At 53.1% G+C, this 19,648-nt stretch carries 16 protein-coding genes, 2 pseudogenes and 1 other annotated feature; of the genes and pseudogenes, 9 read left to right on the top strand and 9 right to left on the bottom strand.

Annotated elements, in window-relative coordinates:
- Positions 1-339: 339 nt before the first annotated feature.
- Together SF0441 and ybbA are read right to left on the bottom strand one after the other, a co-directional pair.
- A pseudogene (locus SF0441) lies at positions 340-2,755 on the bottom strand.
- The gene (gene ybbA / locus SF0439) at positions 2,752-3,438 is read right to left on the bottom strand and encodes an ABC transporter ATP-binding protein (protein NP_706387.1); all 687 of its coding nucleotides are present in this window, start codon (positions 3,436-3,438) and stop codon (positions 2,752-2,754) included. Before ybbA ends, SF0441 begins: the two are co-directional and overlap by 4 nt.
- Positions 3,406-4,031: a sequence feature (Similar to Escherichia coli K12 acyl-CoA thioesterase I; also functions as protease I gi: 1786702 (209 aa). BLAST with identity of 99% in 208 aa. This CDS contains an in-frame stop codon. The sequence has been checked and is believed to be correct.), on the top strand. (Overlaps the previous gene by 33 nt.)
- Here ybbA and tesA point away from each other — a divergent pair.
- The 3 genes and pseudogenes from tesA to ybbN all read left to right on the top strand — a co-directional run bounded on the left by tesA (position 3,406) and on the right by ybbN (position 5,745).
- Positions 3,406-4,031: pseudogene (tesA, locus tag SF0440) on the top strand. Its footprint overlaps the feature before it by 626 nt. The gene ybbA and the pseudogene tesA sit on opposite strands and share 33 nt — an antisense overlap.
- On the top strand, positions 4,021-4,830 hold the full coding sequence (ybbO, locus tag SF0438; protein ID NP_706386.1) for an oxidoreductase: 810 nt from the start codon (positions 4,021-4,023) through the stop codon (positions 4,828-4,830). The pseudogene tesA and the gene ybbO overlap by 11 nt, the downstream one beginning before the upstream one ends.
- Before the next feature lie 24 nt (positions 4,831-4,854).
- The gene (ybbN, locus tag SF0437; RefSeq protein NP_706385.1) at positions 4,855-5,745 is read left to right on the top strand and encodes a thioredoxin-like protein; all 891 of its coding nucleotides are present in this window, start codon (positions 4,855-4,857) and stop codon (positions 5,743-5,745) included.
- Positions 5,746-5,807: 62 nt separating this feature from the next.
- Here the strand turns inward: ybbN and ybbM are convergent, their stop codons facing one another.
- Together ybbM and ybbL are read right to left on the bottom strand one after the other, a co-directional pair.
- On the bottom strand, positions 5,808-6,614 hold the full coding sequence (gene ybbM / locus SF0436; protein ID NP_706384.1) for a metal resistance protein: 807 nt from the start codon (positions 6,612-6,614) through the stop codon (positions 5,808-5,810).
- Positions 6,574-7,251 (bottom strand): ABC transporter ATP-binding protein YbbL, encoded by a 678-nt coding sequence (gene ybbL, locus SF0435; protein NP_706383.1) that lies wholly within the window; start codon positions 7,249-7,251, stop codon positions 6,574-6,576. The genes ybbM and ybbL overlap by 41 nt, the downstream gene beginning before the upstream one ends.
- 145 nt (positions 7,252-7,396) lie before the next feature.
- Here ybbL and ybbK point away from each other — a divergent pair, with 145 nt between their 5' ends.
- Both ybbK and ybbJ read left to right on the top strand, forming a co-directional pair.
- A complete protein-coding gene (gene ybbK, locus SF0434) occupies positions 7,397-8,314 on the top strand; it encodes a protease (RefSeq protein ID NP_706382.1) in 918 nt (305 codons plus the stop codon).
- Positions 8,314-8,769: a hypothetical protein gene (gene ybbJ / locus SF0433; RefSeq protein NP_706381.2), complete on the top strand. Its 456-nt coding sequence runs from the start codon at positions 8,314-8,316 to the stop codon at positions 8,767-8,769. The genes ybbK and ybbJ overlap by 1 nt, the downstream gene beginning before the upstream one ends.
- Here ybbJ and ybbI read toward each other — a convergent pair whose 3' ends face one another.
- The 3 genes from ybbI to ybaS form a co-directional block, all read right to left on the bottom strand.
- Positions 8,770-9,177 carry a DNA-binding transcriptional regulator CueR gene (ybbI, locus tag SF0432; RefSeq protein ID NP_706380.1) on the bottom strand — a complete coding sequence of 136 codons (408 nt, stop codon included), beginning with the start codon at positions 9,175-9,177 and terminating at the stop codon, positions 8,770-8,772.
- A 124-nt stretch (positions 9,178-9,301) separates the two neighbouring features.
- On the bottom strand, positions 9,302-10,594 hold the full coding sequence (ybaT, locus tag SF0431) for an amino acid/amine transport protein (protein ID NP_706379.1): 1,293 nt from the start codon (positions 10,592-10,594) through the stop codon (positions 9,302-9,304).
- A 2-nt stretch (positions 10,595-10,596) separates the two neighbouring features.
- Positions 10,597-11,529, bottom strand: a complete 933-nt coding sequence (ybaS, locus tag SF0430) for a glutaminase (RefSeq protein ID NP_706378.1) — start codon at positions 11,527-11,529, stop codon at positions 10,597-10,599.
- Positions 11,530-11,790: 261 nt separating this feature from the next.
- Between ybaS and copA the strand changes: the two genes are divergently transcribed.
- Positions 11,791-14,295 (top strand): copper exporting ATPase, encoded by a 2,505-nt coding sequence (gene copA / locus SF0429; RefSeq protein ID NP_706377.1) that lies wholly within the window; start codon positions 11,791-11,793, stop codon positions 14,293-14,295.
- 214 nt (positions 14,296-14,509) lie between these two features.
- Here the strand turns inward: copA and ybaQ are convergent, their stop codons facing one another.
- Complete coding sequence (gene ybaQ, locus SF0428) at positions 14,510-14,905, bottom strand: hypothetical protein (protein ID NP_706376.1); 396 nt, start codon at positions 14,903-14,905, stop codon at positions 14,510-14,512.
- An 83-nt stretch (positions 14,906-14,988) separates the two neighbouring features.
- Between ybaQ and ybaP the strand changes: the two genes are divergently transcribed.
- Complete coding sequence (gene ybaP, locus SF0427) at positions 14,989-15,783, top strand: ligase (protein NP_706375.1); 795 nt, start codon at positions 14,989-14,991, stop codon at positions 15,781-15,783.
- A 203-nt stretch (positions 15,784-15,986) separates the two neighbouring features.
- The gene (ybaK, locus tag SF0426; RefSeq protein ID NP_706374.1) at positions 15,987-16,466 is read left to right on the top strand and encodes a hypothetical protein; all 480 of its coding nucleotides are present in this window, start codon (positions 15,987-15,989) and stop codon (positions 16,464-16,466) included.
- A 36-nt stretch (positions 16,467-16,502) separates the two neighbouring features.
- Here the strand turns inward: ybaK and ushA are convergent, their stop codons facing one another.
- Positions 16,503-18,155 carry a bifunctional UDP-sugar hydrolase/5'-nucleotidase gene (ushA, locus tag SF0425; protein ID NP_706373.1) on the bottom strand — a complete coding sequence of 551 codons (1,653 nt, stop codon included), beginning with the start codon at positions 18,153-18,155 and terminating at the stop codon, positions 16,503-16,505.
- Between the two features lie 217 nt (positions 18,156-18,372).
- Here ushA and fsr point away from each other — a divergent pair, with 217 nt between their 5' ends.
- Positions 18,373-19,593 (top strand): fosmidomycin resistance protein, encoded by a 1,221-nt coding sequence (fsr, locus tag SF0424; RefSeq protein ID NP_706372.1) that lies wholly within the window; start codon positions 18,373-18,375, stop codon positions 19,591-19,593.
- Positions 19,594-19,648: the final 55 nt, after the last annotated feature.

The raw sequence follows: 19,648 nt of genomic DNA, 5'->3' as shown, positions 1-19,648 counted from the left end.
TAAGCTGTGATTGTCTTTCTCCCTTAAGGGAGCAACGGATGAAAACTTTTCTCGATAAAGTTCTCATCGTTCTTAAGGCGCTAATCGCGCTGCTGGAACTGATCCGTCAGTTTATTGAATAACTGAGGAAACGTAGCTAAGGCCGAAGGTTTACCTCCTTCGGCCTTTAAAAAAACCGACATGACAGTTGGTTTCATATTTATTGCCAAAATGCACACTGTTCATGCCAGATGCGGCGTAAACGCCTTATCCGGCCTACACAATCTTGCAAAATCAATATATTGCACGCTCTTCGTAGGCCTGATAAGCGTAGCGCATCAGGCAATCTAACACCTGTCATCACCCCACAAACTGCCTGAACAGCGCCTTACCCTTAACCAGTCGCGCACCCAGCCAGCCGCCGAAAAGCGACAGCAGCAGCGCACCGCTGCACGGCAGAACAATCCACAATCGCCAGTCTGGCTCCCACGGGAAATCAAACACTTTCGCCTGCAACACTGCCAGTGCCGTTTCCGCACCAATTGCGGCCACCAGGCCGGAAACAAACCCAAGCATGGCGAACATCACACCACAATGTCGTGCGCAGCAGTTTTTTCCCCGCACCGAGTGTGCGCCATACCACCAGCTCCTGATGACGCTGGCGCATTCCCACCTGCACCTGTGCCAGCAACAGCAACATACCGCAGGCGGTGACCAGCACCACCATCACCTCCAGCGCCCGACTTACCTGCTCCAGCACCTGACCGACCTGTTTTAAAATCGCGCCAATGTCTAACAGGCTAATGGTCGGGAACTGGCGGTTGAGTTGCGTCAACATGCCGTTGCCATTCTCCCAGCGGAAACTGGTAAGCCAGCTCTGCGGTTGCCCGTCTAATGCCCCTTCAGGGAAAATAAAATAGAAATTAGGCCGCAGACTTTCCCAGTCCACTTTGCGCAGGCTGGTCACTTTAGCGCGGAACTCCTGGGTATCGCCCATAAAAGTCACGGTATCACCGAGGGCAACGTTTAAGCGTTTCGCCAGCCCCTCTTCCATCGACACTTCATCGGCTTTTGGCGGCCAGTTACCGGCGACAATCGGATTATGATCGGGCCGCGTATTTTGCCAGGTAAGATTGAGTTCGCGATTAAGCGCCTCATCTTCATTACCTTCTGTCGGCTTATCATTAATCGCCGTCAGCCGCGCCCGCACTACCGGATAAAATGATTCCGGGACTATATGATGTTCCGCGAGGAACGCTTTTAGCGGTGCTACCTGTTCTGTGGCGATGTTAATTAAAAAGTAGTTCGGGCTTTCTGGCGGTAGCTGCTGCTGCCAGCGGTCGAGCAGATCGCCACGCAGCACCAGCAGCAGTGCCAGCAGCATAAAGGAGAGCGAAAATGCCGAAAGCTGGCTTAACGTTGACCACGGCTGACGTAACAGGCGGCTAACCGCCAGGCGCAGAGGCAGCGATTTCAGCGTCATGCGGCGAAGTACATTCAGCAGCATCCAGCCCAGCACACCGCACAGCAAAGCCAGTACTACCGCGCCCGCCAGCACCGCCCAAAGCAGCATGCTGCCACCCATTAATCCGGCGAGCAGCAGCACAACCACCACACTGACAATCGGCAGATAAAACTTCAGCGGCCAGACGTTCGCGACCACATCATTACGTAATACGCGTAAAGGCTGCGTTGCCAGCAACAAGCGGTATGGTCGTAGCCCCACCAGCAGCGAGATGACCGTCATGGTGCCAAGCGCCCACAGCCACGGCCAGAGGCTGGCTGGCGGTAGTGCAGCAGGCAGAACGGGCTTGAGCAGCACCATCAACACGTTTTCGAACAACAGGCCTATGGCCCCACCGGTAACGGCTGAAAGCGTCAGCACCATCAACCACTGACCGACGATTAGCTTACGCAGTTGCGCTCGCCCTGCCCCCAGCGTTTTGAGGATCGCCACCAGATCGTAGCGACTGCGACAGTAATGATTCATCGCTACCGCCACCGCTGCCACTGCCAGCAGCAAGGTCAGAAGCGCCGAAAGCAGCAGGAACTGTTGCGAGCGTTCCATCGATCGCCCCAGCGCGCCTTCGTCCTGTTCCAGACCGTACCAGCGTTGTTCGGGTTTAAGCTGAGGTAACAACCATTTCTCATAGCCGTCGAGCTGGTTCTCGTTGCCGCCGAATTTATAACGCCAGGTGACCCGACTCCCCGGCTGCACGGCTCCGGTTTTATCGACATCCGCCAGATTCATCATCAGACGCGGAGCCATCTGGAAGGGGTTAAAACCGGAATCCGGTTCCTGAATCACTTCTCCGGCAATCCGCAAGGTGGCATCGCCCACGTCAATGGTGTCGCCCGTTTTCAGGTTAAGCAGTGCCATCAGGCGTGGGGCCAGCAATACGCTGCCCGCCTGCGGTTTCAGGCCAGGGGGATTAGTTTGCAGACCGCCATACATCGGGTAGATATCATCCACCGCTTTGACGTTCGCCAGCTGCGGTGTGTCGCCTGCAAAGGTCATTGTGGCGAAAGTCAGCTGCTTGCCGACTTTCAGGCCGCGCTTTTGCGCTTCCTCCAGCCACGCTTGCGGCACTTCGCGTGAACTGCGCAACGCCCGATCGCCCGCCATAAACTCACGGCTTTGCTGGCTTAAGCCCTTCTCCATGCGATCGCTGATATTGCCCAGCGCCAGCACGCAGGCCACCGCCAGGCTTAGCGCCAGCCAGACAATTAATAGCGACGGCGAACGCCATTCGCGCCAGAACCAACGTGCAATCATGCTTCCTCCTGCAACTGCCCGTTCACCAGCCGTAAGCAGCGGTCGCAGCGTGCCGCCAGTTGCAGGTCGTGGGTCACCATAATCAACGTGGTGCCATGTTCACGGTTGAGGGAAAACAGCAGGTCGGCAATTTTATCGCCCGTCTGGCGGTCAAGGTTGCCGGTGGGTTCGTCGGCAAACAGCACATCAGGTCGACCATTAAAGGCTCGTGCCAGCGCCACTCGTTGCTGTTCACCGCCGGAAAGCTGTGCCGGAAGATGATCCAGACGTTTACCCAGCCCTAACTGTTCGAGCAACGCTTTCGCCCCGTTACGACTTTCCGCGCTACTCTCACCGCGCAGCAGAGCCGGAAGCTCGACGTTTTCCAGCGCGTTAAGGGTAGGAATTAACATAAATGACTGAAAAACAAAGCCGACGTGCTTCGCGCGCAACTTTGCCCGCGCTTCTTCGTCCATATTATGTAGCGGTTGTCCCACCAGACTCACTTCGCCACTGCTGCCGTCATCAAGCCCGGCGAGGATCGCCAGCAAGGTTGACTTACCCGATCCCGACTCGCCCACCAGTGCGATGGTCTCGCCACGTTTGACAACCAGCTCAACTCCGGTGAGGATGGAGAGTTCATGCTCCCCCTGACCGACGGACTTCTTAAGATGATGAACTTCAACAATGTTTTCCGCTGGCATTTGCCCTTCCTGTTCCTGGTCCTGTTAACCTTCCGTGCCGCCGCAGCGGACACGTTATTGATTCTGGGTGATAGCCTGAGCGCCGGGTATCGAATGTCTGCCAGCGCGGCCTGGCCTGCCTTGTTGAATGATAAGTGGCAGAGTAAAACGTCGGTAGTTAATGCCAGCATCAGCGGCGACACCTCGCAACAAGGGCTGGCGCGCCTTCCGGCTCTGCTCAAACAGCATCAGCCGCGTTGGGTGCTGGTTGAACTGGGCGCAATGATGGTTTGCGTGGTTTTCAGCCACAGCAAACCGAGCAAACGCTGCGCCAGATTTTGCAGGATGTCAAAGCCGCCAACGCTGAACCATTGTTAATGCAAATACGTCTGCCTGCAAACTATGGTCGCCGTTATAATGAAGCCTTTAGCGCCATTTACCCCAAACTCGCCAAAGAGTTTGATGTTCCGCTGCTGCCCTTTTTTATGGAAGAGGTCTACCTCAAGCCACAATGGATGCAGGATGACGGTATTCATCCCAACCGCGACGCCCAGCCGTTTATTGCCGACTGGATGGCGAAGCAGTTGCAGCCTTTAGTAAATCATGACTCATAAAGCAACGGAGATCCTGACAGGTAAAGTTATGCAAAAATCGGTCTTAATTACCGGATGTTCCAGTGGAATTGGCCTGGAAAGCGCGCTCGAATTAAAACGCCAGGGTTTTCATGTGCTGGCAGGTTGCCGAAAACCGAATGATGTTGAGCGTATGAACAACATGGGATTTACCGGCGTGTTGATCGATCTGGATTCACCAGAAAGTGTTAATCGCGCAGCAGACGAGGTGATCGCCCTGACCGATAATTGTCTGTATGGGATCTTTAACAATGCCGGATTCGGCATGTATGGCCCCCTTTCCACCATCAGCCGTGCGCAGATGGAACAGCAGTTTTCCGCCAACTTTTTCGGCGCACACCAGCTCACCATGCGCCTGTTACCCGCGATGTTACCGCACGGTGAAGGGCGTATTGTGATGACATCATCGGTGATGGGATTAATCTCCACGCCGGGTCGTGGCGCTTACGCGGCCAGTAAATATGCGCTGGAGGCGTGGTCAGACGCGCTGCGCATGGAGCTACGCCACAGCGGAATTAAAGTCAGCCTGATCGAACCCGGTCCCATTCGTACTCGCTTCACCGACAACGTCAACCAGACGCAAAGTGATAAACCAGTCGAAAATCCCGGCATCGCCGCCCGCTTTACGTTGGGACCGGAAGCGGTGGTCGACAAAGTGCGCCATGCTTTTATTAGCGAGAAGCCGAAGATGCGCTATCCGGTAACGCTGGTGACCTGGGCAGTAATGGTGCTCGAGCGCCTGCTGCCTGGGCGCGTGATGGACAAAATATTGCAGGGGTGAGTTGAAGCGCGCGCTTAAGCCCCCATGTCAAAGAAAATATCGACAACAGAGAGCGACTCCATGTCCGTAGAAAATATTGTCAACATTAACGAATCTAACCTGCAACAGGTTCTTGAACAGTCGATGACCACTCCGGTGCTGTTCTATTTTTGGTCTGAACGTAGCCAGCACTGTTTGCAGTTAACCCCGATCCTGGAAAGCCTCGCGGCGCAGTACAACGGGCAATTTATTCTGGCGAAGCTGGACTGCGACGCGGAGCAGATGATTGCCGCCCAGTTTGGTCTGCGCGCGATTCCGACCGTGTATCTGTTCCAGAACGGGCAACCGGTAGATGGCTTCCAGGGGCCGCAACCGGAAGAGGCGATCCGCGCCCTGCTGGATAAAGTGCTGCCGCGCGAAGAAGAGCTGAAAGCGCAGCAGGCGATGCAACTGATGCAGGAAGGCAATTACACCGATGCCCTGCCATTGCTGAAAGACGCCTGGCAGTTGTCGAATCAGAACGGGGAGATCGGCCTGCTGCTGGCAGAAACGCTGATTGCGCTGAACCGTTCTGAAGATGCGGAAGCGGTGCTGAAAACCATTCCGTTGCAGGATCAGGACACCCGCTACCAGGGGCTGGTAGCGCAAATCGAACTGCTGAAGCAGGCGGCTGATAAGCCGGAAATTCAACAGTTGCAACAGCAGGTGGCGGAGAATCCAGAAGATGCCGCACTGGCGACGCAACTGGCGCTGCAACTGCATCAGGTTGGGCGCAATGAAGAGGCGCTGGAGTTGCTGTTCGGGCATCTGCGTAAAGATCTCACCGCCGCAGACGGTCAGACGCGTAAAACGTTCCAGGAGATCCTCGCTGCGCTGGGTACGGGTGATGCACTGGCGTCGAAGTATCGCCGCCAGCTGTATGCATTGTTGTATTGATATTCCGTTGTTCGGCACATGAACCACAACGCCGGATGCGATGCTGCGCATCCGGCATCGCATCATTTCTTCTTCAATTGAGTCACCACCAACTGGTGGCGCGAATTATAAAACTTACGATAGGTTAAATAGCAGGCAATAATGGTCGACAAGCTGGCGGTTGAGAGCAGCATAAAGGTCACCATAATCTGATATTTAATCGCCTTCACCGGATCAATCCCGGCAAATATCAGCCCGGACATCATTCCTGGTAAACTCACTAAGCCAACCGTTTTTGCTGAATCGACCGTCGGAATTAAAGCCGCGCGAATACTGTCGCGAATCAATATCGCTGAAGCCTGCTTCGGCGTCGCGCCAAGACTCAGTTTCTCCTGAATCTGTTGCTGTTCGCTAATGACCCGTTGCCCTAAATTGTTGTAACACAACCCCACCGCTACCATGGCGTTACCGGCAATCATCCCGGCGACAGGGATCACCTGCATCGGGATAAATTCAATCGCCCCTGAGAGAATCAGCACCGCCAGGGTAATTCCCGCCCCGACCGTAATGGCAATAAACGATGAGATAAAAGCTTTAGCAATATATTTACTGCGTTTTTGCGCGTTCCACGCCGCATTAAAGCAGATAAATAACACCATCAATAATGTCAGGCTGGCATCATCCACGCTGAAAATATACTTCAGCACATAGCCGACAATAATCAGCTGAATTATCGCTCGCCCGACGCTCCATAGAATATCTTTCTCCAGCGCCAGTTTTTCTTTATGGCTAATTAAGATTGCCACCACCACCAGCATTAATGCCAGTGCTAATGATTCGTTAGTAATATTATGCGAGTTCATAGCGTGCTTCCTGCATTTCTCCGGCATGCGGTTGCAGTGTAATCACTTTATCCGCATGATTAATTTCGTCTTTATCGTGTGTCACCCACAGCACGGCAATATTTTGCTCGCGCACATAACGATGGATCATCTCATTGACGTTATGTTTATTACTTTCATCCAGCGCACTGGTTATTTCATCCAGCAATAAAACCTTCGGCATAAATTGCAGGTTACGAATCAATGAGATGCGTTGTTTTTCACCACCAGATAGCTCGGCGATATTCTTCGTCAAAATGCTGTCCGGCAAAGCGAAGCGTTCGAGAAAATCGAGAAAAATGGCCGGGTCAGGCTGCTGGTCACGGATCTGCCAGGGAAAGATCAGATTATCGTATACCGTATCGCCAAACAGCGTCGGCGTCTGGGCGCAGTAAGAGACTTGCTGGCGGTAGATTTCTGGTTTTAGTGTGCTGACATCCTCACCTTCAAACAGTAACGTTCCGCTGGTTGGGCTGATCAATGAAGCAACTATTTTTAGCAGCGTACTTTTGCCACAACCAGAAGGACCGGTAATTAACTTAAATTCGCCAGCACGCAGCGAAAAATTGATGTTATTAAGAATCTTCGTATCACCCGCCAGATATCCTACGTTTTGTAGCTGAAGCAAAGGACTATTTTCCTGCATCGCTGTTCCCTTTTTCTGATTTTTACTAAAAACAGTTTATCCTTCGCAGGAATAAGGGGGAACTCTCTTTCAGTAATCAGGTATAATTTGTTTAATCAAGCAGCAATTTTGCTGATTATGGACGGTACAACAGGAGGTTTTTCCGATGCTTATCTTTATCCCGATTCTCATTTTTGTCGCGCTGGTCATTGTCGGCGCGGGCGTCAAAATCGTGCCGCAGGGCTATCAATGGACGGTAGAACGTTTTGGTCGCTATACCAAAACGTTACAGCCGGGGCTCAGTCTGGTGGTGCCGTTTATGGATCGCATTGGTCGCAAGATCAATATGATGGAGCAAGTGCTCGATATCCCTTCCCAGGAAGTTATCTCGAAAGATAACGCCAACGTTACCATCGACGCAGTCTGTTTTATTCAGGTGATTGACGCGCCACGCGCTGCCTATGAAGTCAGCAATCTGGAGCTGGCGATCATCAACCTGACCATGACTAACATCCGTACCGTGTTGGGTTCAATGGAACTTGACGAAATGCTCTCTCAGCGCGACAGCATCAACTCACGCCTGCTGCGTATTGTCGATGAAGCCACCAACCCGTGGGGGATTAAAGTCACCCGTATTGAAATTCGCGACGTGCGCCCACCGGCAGAGCTTATCTCTTCAATGAACGCGCAGATGAAAGCGGAACGTACCAAACGCGCTTACATTCTTGAAGCGGAAGGGATCCGTCAGGCGGAAATCCTCAAAGCCGAAGGTGAAAAACAGTCGCAAATCCTGAAAGCGGAAGGCGAACGTCAGTCGGCGTTTTTACAGGCTGAAGCGCGTGAACGTTCCGCCGAAGCAGAAGCCCGCGCCACCAAAATGGTGTCTGAAGCTATCGCCTCCGGTGATATTCAGGCGGTGAACTACTTCGTAGCGCAAAAATACACCGAAGCGTTACAGCAGATCGGTTCCTCCAGTAACAGCAAAGTAGTGATGATGCCATTAGAGGCCAGCAGCCTGATGGGGTCGATTGCCGGGATTGCCGAGCTGGTGAAAGACAGCGCCAACAAACGGACTCAGCCATGATGGAGTTAATGGTCGTTCATCCACATATTTTCTGGCTCAGTCTCGGCGGGTTGCTGCTGGCAGCCGAGATGCTGGGCGGAAATGGTTATTTGTTGTGGAGCGGCGTGGCAGCGGTGATTACCGGCCTGGTGGTCTGGCTGGTGCCGCTGGGTTGGGAGTGGCAAGGGGTAATGTTTGCCATCCTGACGCTGCTCGCCGCCTGGCTGTGGTGGAAATGGTTGTCGCGGCGGGTGCGCGAACAAAAGCACAGCGATAGTCATTTAAACCAGCGCGGGCAGCAGCTGATTGGCCGACGTTTTGTGCTGGAATCTCCGCTGGTCAACGGGCGCGGTCATATGCGCGTCGGTGACAGTTCATGGCCTGTCAGCGCCAGCGAGGATCTCGGTGCAGGTACGCATGTTGAAGTCATTGCGATAGAAGGGATAACCCTACATATCCGAGCCGTCTCGTCTTAATCACCCTGCCCGATGATGACAGCAGCCGGAGAGATTTTCGATAATCGGGCAGTCGGCGCTGTCATCGCCAGGGCAGGCATTCGCCAGTGCCAGCAGCTGGTCGCGCATGGATTGCAGCTCCTCAATGTGTCGTTCGATCTCCGCCACCTTCTCCAGCGTGCGCCGTTTGACGTCGGCGCTGTGCCGCTGCGGGTCGTTAAACAGATTCACCAGCTCGCCGCTCTCTTCCAGGTTAAAGCCCACCTGCCGTGCCTGGCGCAGTAAGGTCAGTTCGTTGAGATGCTGCTGCGTGTAGGTGCGATAACCGTTTTCGCTGCGCATCGGCGGCGTCACCAGCCCCTTCTCTTCATAGAAGCGAATGGCTTTGCTGGTCAGGCCGGTAATTTTTGCTACATCGCTGATGTTCATCGTTCGCGCAACGCCTCCTGTGCTTTGTTAAAGGGTTTCAACAGATATTCAAGCACGTTTTTTTGCCAGTGCGAATATCGACCGCCACCACAATAATACAGGAAGTACTGCGCACAGAGAGGTGTTATACGGTTTTATTACGCTTCATGACCATTGCCACAATAAGGCTGAGTAAGATTGCACCAATAATCCATATCAACGCACGGCTGCCCTGGGACCACAGGCTGTAGATAAAGCCAACGATCACCAACAACATCACCAACGTACCAACGATAAGAATCGGCAACGAGGCGTGAATATCATGACGCAGGCGGATCGCCACCACAAACACCGCCAGATAGCAGATCAAAAAGGTGGCGCTGGCAACGCTGGCGAGTGAGTCTAAATTTAGCGCCGCCGTCATCAGCATTATCAACACCACGACGATGATATTGCCCCAGGTACTCTGCCGCCACAGGGATTTATTCATTAGCTTCGGCAGTTCGCGTTCGCTGCCCATGTTGTCCATGATGTTAAACACGGCGAACAGGTTCGCGTTAATGCCTGAAGCCGTCGCCAGTAAAGCGCCGATGACGACGATCACATAACCCACATGCCCGAGCAGCGGAGAAGCAGCCTGCGCTACGGCGGTATCAGCATATTTTTCTAACTCTAATGCCGATACATCGCTAAGCAAAACCAGCGCCAGCGAGATATAAAGCAACGTGGTAACGCCAATCGCCACCAGAAACGCCCGTGGCATAATGACCTGCGGATCTTTCACTTTATCCGCCGCGTTCGCCATCATGCCAAAGCCCGCATAGGCAAGGAAGGTTATCCCAATACAGGAGAAGAACGCACCGGAGCTGGGGGGCGCAGAGACGGAAATATGCGCCGGTTGCAGCGACCAGACACCGGCAATAATCAGCAATAACAGGATCATCATTTTAATGCCGACGAGGATCACTTCCAGCCGCCCTACCGCATGGTTGCTTAAGGAGTTGAAAAGCGTCATCACCGCAATGATCCCCAACGCGTAGAGCAAAATAAGGTGCTCCTCCTGGCTGCCTTCATGCAAAAACTGCACGGCATAAGCGCCAAAAGCACGGGCAACCATGGCGATGCTCACCGCCAGCGTCAACAGGTATAGCAACGAGAGCGCTAGCGAAAAGACGCCGTTGCCTAATCCGCGACGAAAAAAGTCGATAATACCGCCATTGCTGGGATAGCTCGCCCCCAGACGCGCATAGGCATAACCGGAAAACATAGCCACAATACCGCCAAAAGCAAAGGCGCCCCAGGTCGAGGCTTCCATTAGCAACGCAGCCTGCCCCAGCAGCGCGAAGATCCCCGCCCCCACCATTGCCCCAATACCGATGGAAACGACGTTCCATAGACCGAGGGGTTTGTTACCGTTATTACCTTCCGTGTTCATCATGATCAGCCCTTAAACACGTTATAGCCGAGTTGCTTAGCGACCGATGCCACCATTTTTTGACCGCGAACACTATTGCCTTCTTCGTCCAGCGGTGGTGAGAACGCGGCAATTCCCATCACGCCAGGGACGACCGCCAGAATACCGCCACCTACACCGCTTTTGCCCGGTAAACCAACGCGATACGCCCAGTCACCGGAGCGACCATACAGCCCTTCCATCATCATTTCGGCCAGAATGTACGGCACGTTGTCGGCCTGAAGAACGCGTTTATGCGTCAACGGATTCACACCACCCGCCGCCAGCGTCGCGCCAAGCGTTGCCAGTTCAACAGTATTGATGAGCGTAGAGCACTGACGGGTGTACACGTCACAGGCTTCCATTGCATCACAATAGAGATATCCGGCGGAGTACAGCAGCCAGGCAATGGCCCGATTATGGAAGTTGGTTGTTTGTTCCGACTGGTTGACTTCGTCAGAGAGCGCTACCTGCTCACCAGCCAGTTGCTGTTGGATATGTAAAATTCGCTGCCAGCGTTGTTCGGCGTTTTCAGCGTTAATCAGGCTGGTGGTGGCAATAGCGCCAGCATTTACCAGTGGCGAAAGCGGTTTGCCGCCATGCAACTCTAAGGCGATAACTGAGTTAAAGGGCAATCCGGTCGGGTCAGCGCCAATTTTGTCCTGTACCGCCTGCGGGCCGACATCTTCTAACGCAAGGGCTAACGTACAGACTTTAGAGATGGATTCCAGTGCAAAGCGGTAATCACTGTCACCCGCACTATAGACGTTGCCATCGCAGGTCACGATAGCCACTGCCGCCAGTTGACCTGGTACATTCGCCAGAAAGGGAATGTAATCGGCATTTTGTCCGCCGTTAAGTGAGTGAAATTGGGTGTAAGCCTGATCCACTGCCTGCTGTAATTTGTTTGCATCTAACATCTTTTGTTAACTCCTTTTTATAGATGCGGGAGGTAATTCCTCACCCCAGTGCCGATTTTCAGGCATCCTGATTTAACTTAGCACCCGCAACTTAACTACAGGAAAACAAAGAAATAAATGTCTAATCCTGATGCAAATCGAGCCGATTTTTTAATCTTTACGGACTTTTACCCGCCTGGTTTATTAATTTCTTGACCTTCCCCTTGCTGGAAGGTTTAACCTTTATCACAGCCAGTCAAAACTGTCTTAAAGGAGTGTTTTATGTCACAAACTATCGACCTGAACCTGGACGGCCTGTCCTGCGGTCACTGCGTTAAACGCGTGAAAGAAAGTCTTGAACAGCGCCCGGATGTGGAACAAGCGGATGTGTCTATCACTGAAGCGCACGTTACCGGGACTGCCAGTGCAGAACAGCTGATCGAAACCATCAAACAAGCGGGTTATGACGCATCTGTAAGCCACCCAAAGGCTAAACCGCTGGCGGAGTCATCAATCCCGTCGGAAGCACTGACAGCGGTTTCTGAGGCGCTTCCGGCAGCGACCGCCGATGACGATGACAGCCAGCAGTTGCTGCTGAGCGGCATGAGCTGCGCCAGCTGTGTCACCCGCGTACAAAATGCGCTGCAAAGCGTACCGGGCGTCACTCAGGCACGGGTAAACCTGGCGGAGCGTACTGCGCTGGTGATGGGCAGTGCCTCCCCACAAGATTTAGTGCAGGCGGTGGAAAAAGCGGGCTACGGCGCGGAAGCGATTGAAGATGACGCGAAACGCCGCGAACGCCAGCAAGAAACCGCCGTCGCTACGATGAAGCGCTTCCGCTGGCAGGCAATTGTCGCACTGGCGGTGGGTATCCCGGTGATGGTCTGGGGGATGATCGGCGATAACATGATAGTCACCGCCGACAACCGCAGCCTGTGGTTGGTTATCGGCCTGATAACCCTGGCGGTGATGGTTTTCGCCAGCGGCCATTTTTACCGCAGTGCATGGAAAAGCCTGCTGAACGGTGCAGCGACGATGGATACGCTGGTGGCGCTGGGAACGGGCGTGGCGTGGCTCTATTCGATGAGCGTCAACCTGTGGCCGCAGTGGTTCCCGATGGAAGCGCGACATCTTTACTATGAAGCCAGTGCGATGATTATCGGTCTGATCAATCTCGGCCATATGCTGGAAGCACGCGCACGTCAGCGTTCTTCTAAGGCACTGGAGAAATTACTCGATTTAACCCCACCGACGGCGCGCCTGGTTACTGACGAAGGTGAAAAAAGCGTGCCTCTGGCAGAAGTGCAGCCAGGTATGTTGCTGCGCCTGACGACCGGCGATCGCGTGCCGGTAGATGGCGAGATTACCCAGGGCGAAGCATGGCTGGATGAAGCGATGCTGACGGGCGAACCAATCCCGCAGCAAAAAGGCGAAGGCGATAGCGTCCATGCCGGGACAGTGGTACAGGACGGCAGTGTGCTGTTTCGTGCCAGTGCGGTTGGCAGCCATACCACGCTATCAAGGATCATTCGCATGGTGCGCCAGGCCCAGAGCAGCAAGCCAGAAATCGGTCAGCTGGCGGATAAAATCTCAGCCATATTTGTGCCGGTAGTAGTGGTTATTGCGCTTGTCAGTGCGGCAATCTGGTATTTCTTTGGTCCGGCACCGCAGATTGTCTATACCCTGGTGATTGCCACTACGGTGCTGATTATCGCCTGCCCGTGTGCGCTGGGACTGGCGACGCCGATGTCGATTATTTCCGGCGTCGGGCGGGCGGCTGAGTTTGGCGTGCTGGTGCGGGACGCCGACGCGCTGCAACGCGCCAGTACACTCGATACCGTCGTGTTCGATAAAACCGGGACGCTGACCGAAGGGAAGCCGCAGGTTGTCGCAGTGAAAACATTTGCTGATGTTGACGAAGCGCAGGCGCTGCGTCTGGCGGCGGCGCTGGAGCAAGGTTCCAGCCATCCATTGGCACGAGCGATCCTTGATAAAGCAGGCGATATGCAGCTACCGCAGGTCAACGGTTTCCGCACATTGCGCGGGCTGGGCGTGAGCGGTGAAGCAGAAGGTCATGCGTTATTGCTGGGTAATCAGGCGTTGTTAAATGATCAGCAAGTCGATACTAAAGCGATTGAAGCCGATATTTCAGCTCAGGCATCGCAAGGAGCAACGCCTGTGCTGCTGGCGATTGACGGGAAAGCAGTAGCCCTGCTGGCTGTACGCGATCCGTTGCGTAGTGATAGCGTGGCGGCGCTGCAACGCCTGCATAAAGCGGGATATCGTCTGGTGATGTTGACCGGGGATAACCCAACCACCGCCAATGCGATCGCCAAAGAAGCTGGAATTGATGAAGTGATTGCCGGAGTGCTGCCGGACGGTAAAGCCGAAGCGATCAAACGTCTGCAAAGTGAAGGACGTCAGGTGGCAATGGTGGGCGACGGCATTAACGACGCGCCAGCGCTGGCCCAGGCGGATGTCGGCATTGCGATGGGTGGCGGCAGTGATGTTGCCATTGAAACCGCGGCGATTACCCTGATGCGCCATAGCCTGATGGGCGTTGCGGATGCGCTCGCGATTTCCCGCGCAACGCTGCGCAACATGAAGCAGAACCTGCTCGGTGCCTTTATCTACAACAGCATCGGTATTCCGGTCGCCGCCGGTATTTTGTGGCCGTTTACTGGAACACTGCTTAACCCGGTAGTTGCCGGAGCGGCAATGGCGCTCTCGTCAATTACCGTAGTAAGTAACGCCAACCGGTTGCTGCGGTTTAAACCGAAGGAATAAGTACGTCATTGCGGATGCGCTGCTTTAGGGCGGCGCATTTGGCATCGACGCATGACTGCCGGATGCGGCGTAAACGCCTTATCCGGCCTACGGTTCAGGCACAGGTTTGTAGGCCTGATAAGACGCGTAAGCGTCGCATCAGGCAATGGTGCTCGGATGCCGGATGCGGCGTGAACGCCTTATCCGGCCTACGAGATGAAGCGATGTTTTGGCCTTACGCGACCTTTTTTGCACGCTCTTCACGGCGTGCCAAATATTCAGCCACTGTTTCAATCCGTCCCAATTCTTCCTGGGTGCGCATGTTGTTTTCAACTTCCCAAAGATCAACTGCCGCCTGGAGGTTTAGCCTAAAATCGACTGTGGTATCAAAAACTTTCGCCAGACGGAATGCCATCTCAGTGGTGAGTTTACGATTGTTATTGATCAGTGCACTGACGCGATTACGATGAACATGCAGCAACTCTGCTAACTCATTGATTTTCAAATCGAGCGGTTCCAGATATTCATAGAGAAGAATATCTCCGGGTGTCGTCGGTTTTCTTGTTGCCTGTTTCATGGTTTTTAACTGTTGCTTCCCTGTGAATAGCGATGCAAGAACATACTGAATCATACAAACACATTAAACAAGTCCCCAACTCCATTTGCGCCATCCCTCACCGCGCGCTAGCATGATATTTCACAAAGGGAGGTCGTATGGATCTGTTGTACCGGGTAAAAACGCTTTGGGCCGCGCTGCGCGGTAATCATTACACCTGGCCTGCCATCGATATCACCCTCCCCGGCAATCGCCATTCTCATCTGATTGGCAGTATTCATATGGGTAGCCACGATATGGCTCCCCTGCCCACCCGTTTGCTCAAAAAGCTCAAAAACGCCGATGCGCTGATCGTCGAGGCGGATGTTTCCACCAGCGATACGCCTTTTGCTAATTTGCCTGCCTGCGAGGCGCTGGAAGAGCGCATTAGCGAGGAGCAACTCCAAAACCTGCAGCACATTAGCCAGGAGATGGGCATTTCTCCCTCACTCTTTTCTACCCAACCGCTGTGGCAAATCGCGATGGTTCTTCAGGCGACGCAGGCACAAAAACTGGGGCTGCGGGCAGAATACGGTATCGATTACCAGCTATTGCAGGCGGCGAAGCAACAACATAAACCCGTGATTGAACTGGAAGGGGCTGAAAACCAGATTGCCATGTTGCTCCAGCTCCCTGACAAAGGACTGGCGCTGCTGGACGATACGCTGACCCACTGGCATACCAACGCACGGTTGCTGCAACAAATGATGAGCTGGTGGCTGAATGCACCGCCGCAAAATAATGATATAACGCTGCCCAATACGTTCAGTCAGTCGCTGTACGATGTGCTGATGCATCAGCGAAATCTCGCCTGGCGGGATAAATTACGCGCCATGCCGCCGGGGCGATATGTGGTCGCGGTCGGTGCACTACACCTGTATGGAGAAGGGAATTTGCCGCAAATGTTGCGCTAAAAAAATGGCCAATATCGCTATTGGCCCGTCAAAGAGGAATTTCATTTTTTTATTATTATGCCGTCACTTTAAGCGACGGTGTAACTCGATTGTCGCTCAATCTCACCATCCTGCCAATACTCTTAGGCAAGATGACTCTTTTTTTTGGACCGCCATCAGGCGTATGCTTGCTTCGTTTTTTTGTTTAAGGCAGGAAAATTACCATGACACCCGCAGTTAAATTACTCGAAAAAAACAAGATTTCGTTTCAAATCCATACCTACGAGCACGATCCGGCTGAAACCAATTTTGGCGATGAAGTCGTCAAAAAATTAGGTTTGAATCCGGATCAGGTCTACAAAACGCTGCTGGTGGCAGTGAACGGTGATATGAAACACCTTGCCGTGGCCGTTACGCCGGTCGCAGGTCAACTGGATCTTAAAAAAGTAGCAAAAGCGCTGGGTGCCAAGAAAGTTGAGATGGCCGATCCGATGGTCGCGCAGCGTTCGACGGGATACCTGGTTGGGGGGATTAGCCCACTGGGGCAGAAAAAACGTCTGCCAACGATTATCGACGCCCCCGCACAAGAATTTGCCACTATTTATGTTTCCGGCGGCAAGCGCGGACTGGATATCGAACTGGCGGCAGGCGATCTGGCAAAGATCCTCGATGCCAAATTTGCTGATATCGCCCGCCGCGATTAAGCATTGTGCCGGATGCAAACATCCGGCACTTTCGGATTACTGCCAGCTCACCTCACCTTTCGGTTCATAAACACTCACATCCAGCGGCGAGCTTTTCTGGATATACGCTTTCAGCACTTCGGCATCAATAAAGCCGGTATTCACATAGCCCGGTTTGTTATCAAGGCGCGGATATCCATCACCGCCGGTGGCATTGAAGTTTAATGTCGCCATACGGTAAGTTTTCGCCGGATCGACCGGTTCGCCTTTGATTTTAAGGTCGTTCAGTTTGCCGTCTTTCGCCACAAAGCTAACGTTGGCAAATTGCGGGTAGGCACCTGAATCTGGCTTCATCTGCGCGACGGCGGTCAGGTAATCAATCACCTCTTTACCGGTCATGTCGGCATACACCACCACATTGCCGAATGGCTGCACTTTCAGCACGTTTTTATAGCTGATATCGCCTGCTTCGATAGAATCACGAATTCCGCCTCCGCTCATCACCGCAAAGTCGGCACCAGTGCGATCCATTTGGGCTGCCAGAATCAACCGCCCCATATTGGTCTGTACAAAACGCACTTTGTCACGATCGCCTTCCAGACGACCATTGGTTTTGCCTATTTTCACTTCCAGCTGCGCTTTGCCTTTGTTCTGGAACGGTGATAACAGCGAGATCATTTGCTGGTTTTCAGCGATTTCAGGAGTGTAAAGCACGCGCTCGCTTTTCCCGTCTTCCCAGGTCACTTTCTTCTTCAGGTTCACCGGAATCAGCTGGTAGTTAACCATTTTCATTTCGCCATTACGAAACTCAAAATCAGCCCGTCCCACGTATTTGCCCCACTCATGCGCCTGCACAATCCAGATGCCGTTTTGTTGATCTGGTTTGCATGGCGTACCCGGCACGTAATCGACCTGTTTTTTGTTTTCTGCCGCCATGCAGACCGGATCTTGCGAGTGACCACCGACGATCATCGCCAGCGATCCGGCAGGCAGCGCGCGTGCCATCTCCACATCGCCCGGTGCGTTAGAGCCGTGCTCACCATTATCGTAATGCCCCATATGGGTCGCCGCGATAATAATGTCTGGCTTTTCTGTCTGTTGCAGCTCCTGAATCACCAGCTTCGCTTCATCGGCGGGCTTACGAAATTCGATATCAGTGAAGTATTCCAGGTTACCAATTTTTGCTGTGTCATCGGTTGTCAGCCCAATAACGGCAATTTTCAGATCCTGACGCTTAAACAGCGCCCACGGTTTAAACAGGCGCTCGCCAGTACTTTTCTGGTAGATATTCGCGGAAAGCAACGGGAACTTGGCCCACTTTTCCTGCTGGCGTAATACGGTGAGCGGATTATCAAATTCATGATTACCGATCGCCATCGCGTCATAGCCCACCAGATTCATACCGCGAAAATCAGGTTCGGCATCCTGTAAGTCAGACTCGGGCACGCCAGTGTTAATGTCGCCACCGGAAAGTAGCAGCACGCTACCGCCTTCAGCCGCAACCTCTTTGCGGATACCATCCACCAGCGTTTTTTGCGCCGCCAGACCATATTCGCCATATTCATTGCGCCAAAAATGCCCATGATGATCATTGGTATGCAGAACTGTAATTTTGTAGGTTTTATCCTGCTCATACGCCAGAGCAGTTTCACTCGCCAGTGTAAATGTGGTTAACAGCGCTAACGCCACGCCCCGCTGCAATAATTTCATACTTCTCTCCCTGACCTGATTTCAACGTGTTGAAAAATAGTATGACGCAACATCATAGACAAGTCTGCGTCCGGTGAAGATAAATCTGCATCCAGATTAGAAATTCTGTATTCGGCGTTGAGACTTCCTTCAGACGACGCATACAGGTATGTTAGTCGGGTAATAATCACAAATAAGATCATTCTTTACATCGCAACCCTGAAAAAGTGACTTTCCTATGGCAATGAGTGAACAAACCCAGCCTGTGGCGGGCGCGGCTGCGTCAACGACCAAGGCCCGAACATCGTTTGGTATTTTAGGTGCTATCAGCCTCTCACATCTGCTGAACGACATGATCCAATCGCTGATTCTGGCGATTTATCCGCTGCTTCAGTCAGAATTTTCTCTGACATTTATGCAGATTGGCATGATAACCCTCACCTTCCAGCTCGCCTCTTCGCTACTGCAACCAGTGGTCGGCTACTGGACCGATAAATATCCGATGCCGTGGTCGTTGCCAATTGGCATGTGCTTTACCTTAAGTGGTCTGGTGCTGCTTGCGCTGGCGGGCAGTTTTGGCGCAGTTCTGCTGGCAGCGGCGCTGGTCGGTACCGGTTCATCGGTCTTTCATCCGGAATCTTCTCGCGTAGCCCGTATGGCTTCCGGCGGGCGGCATGGCCTGGCGCAATCTATCTTTCAGGTCGGCGGCAACTTTGGCAGTTCCCTGGGACCCTTGCTGGCGGCGGTGATTATCGCGCCTTATGGCAAAGGCAACGTTGCCTGGTTTGTGCTTGCGGCACTGCTGGCGATCGTGGTGTTGGCGCAAATTAGCCGTTGGTACTCGGCACAGCACCGAATGAATAAAGGAAAACCCAAAGCGACGATAATCAATCCACTGCCGCGCAACAAAGTGGTACTGGCAGTCAGCATTCTGTTAATCCTCATTTTCTCGAAATATTTCTATATGGCGAGCATCAGCAGCTATTACACCTTTTATCTGATGCAAAAATTCGGATTATCTATCCAGAATGCCCAGCTTCATCTGTTTGCCTTCCTGTTTGCCGTTGCGGCAGGTACGGTGATCGGCGGGCCTGTAGGGGATAAAATTGGACGGAAATATGTGATTTGGGGCTCTATCCTCGGCGTTGCGCCGTTTACGCTGATTTTACCCTACGCCCGCCTGCACTGGACGGGGGTTTTAACGGTGATTATTGGATTTATCCTCGCTTCGGCATTCTCTGCCATTCTGGTCTACGCTCAGGAGCTACTTCCGGGACGTATCGGTATGGTTTCTGGACTCTTTTTCGGTTTTGCTTTCGGCATGGGAGGTCTGGGAGCGGCAGTTCTGGGGCTTATCGCCGATCACACCAGCATCGAGTTAGTCTATAAAATCTGTGCTTTCCTGCCACTATTGGGGATGTTGACCATATTCCTGCCTGATAACCGGCATAAAGACTGATTTCATTGCAGCCAAAGGCAAACTTTGGCTGCATCGTTTTACAGTCGCCATAAGC

The organism is Shigella flexneri 2a str. 301, from assembly GCF_000006925.2.
Lineage (GTDB): Bacteria > Pseudomonadota > Gammaproteobacteria > Enterobacterales > Enterobacteriaceae > ECMA0423.
This window is presented reverse-complemented; position numbering and strand designations above follow the sequence as displayed.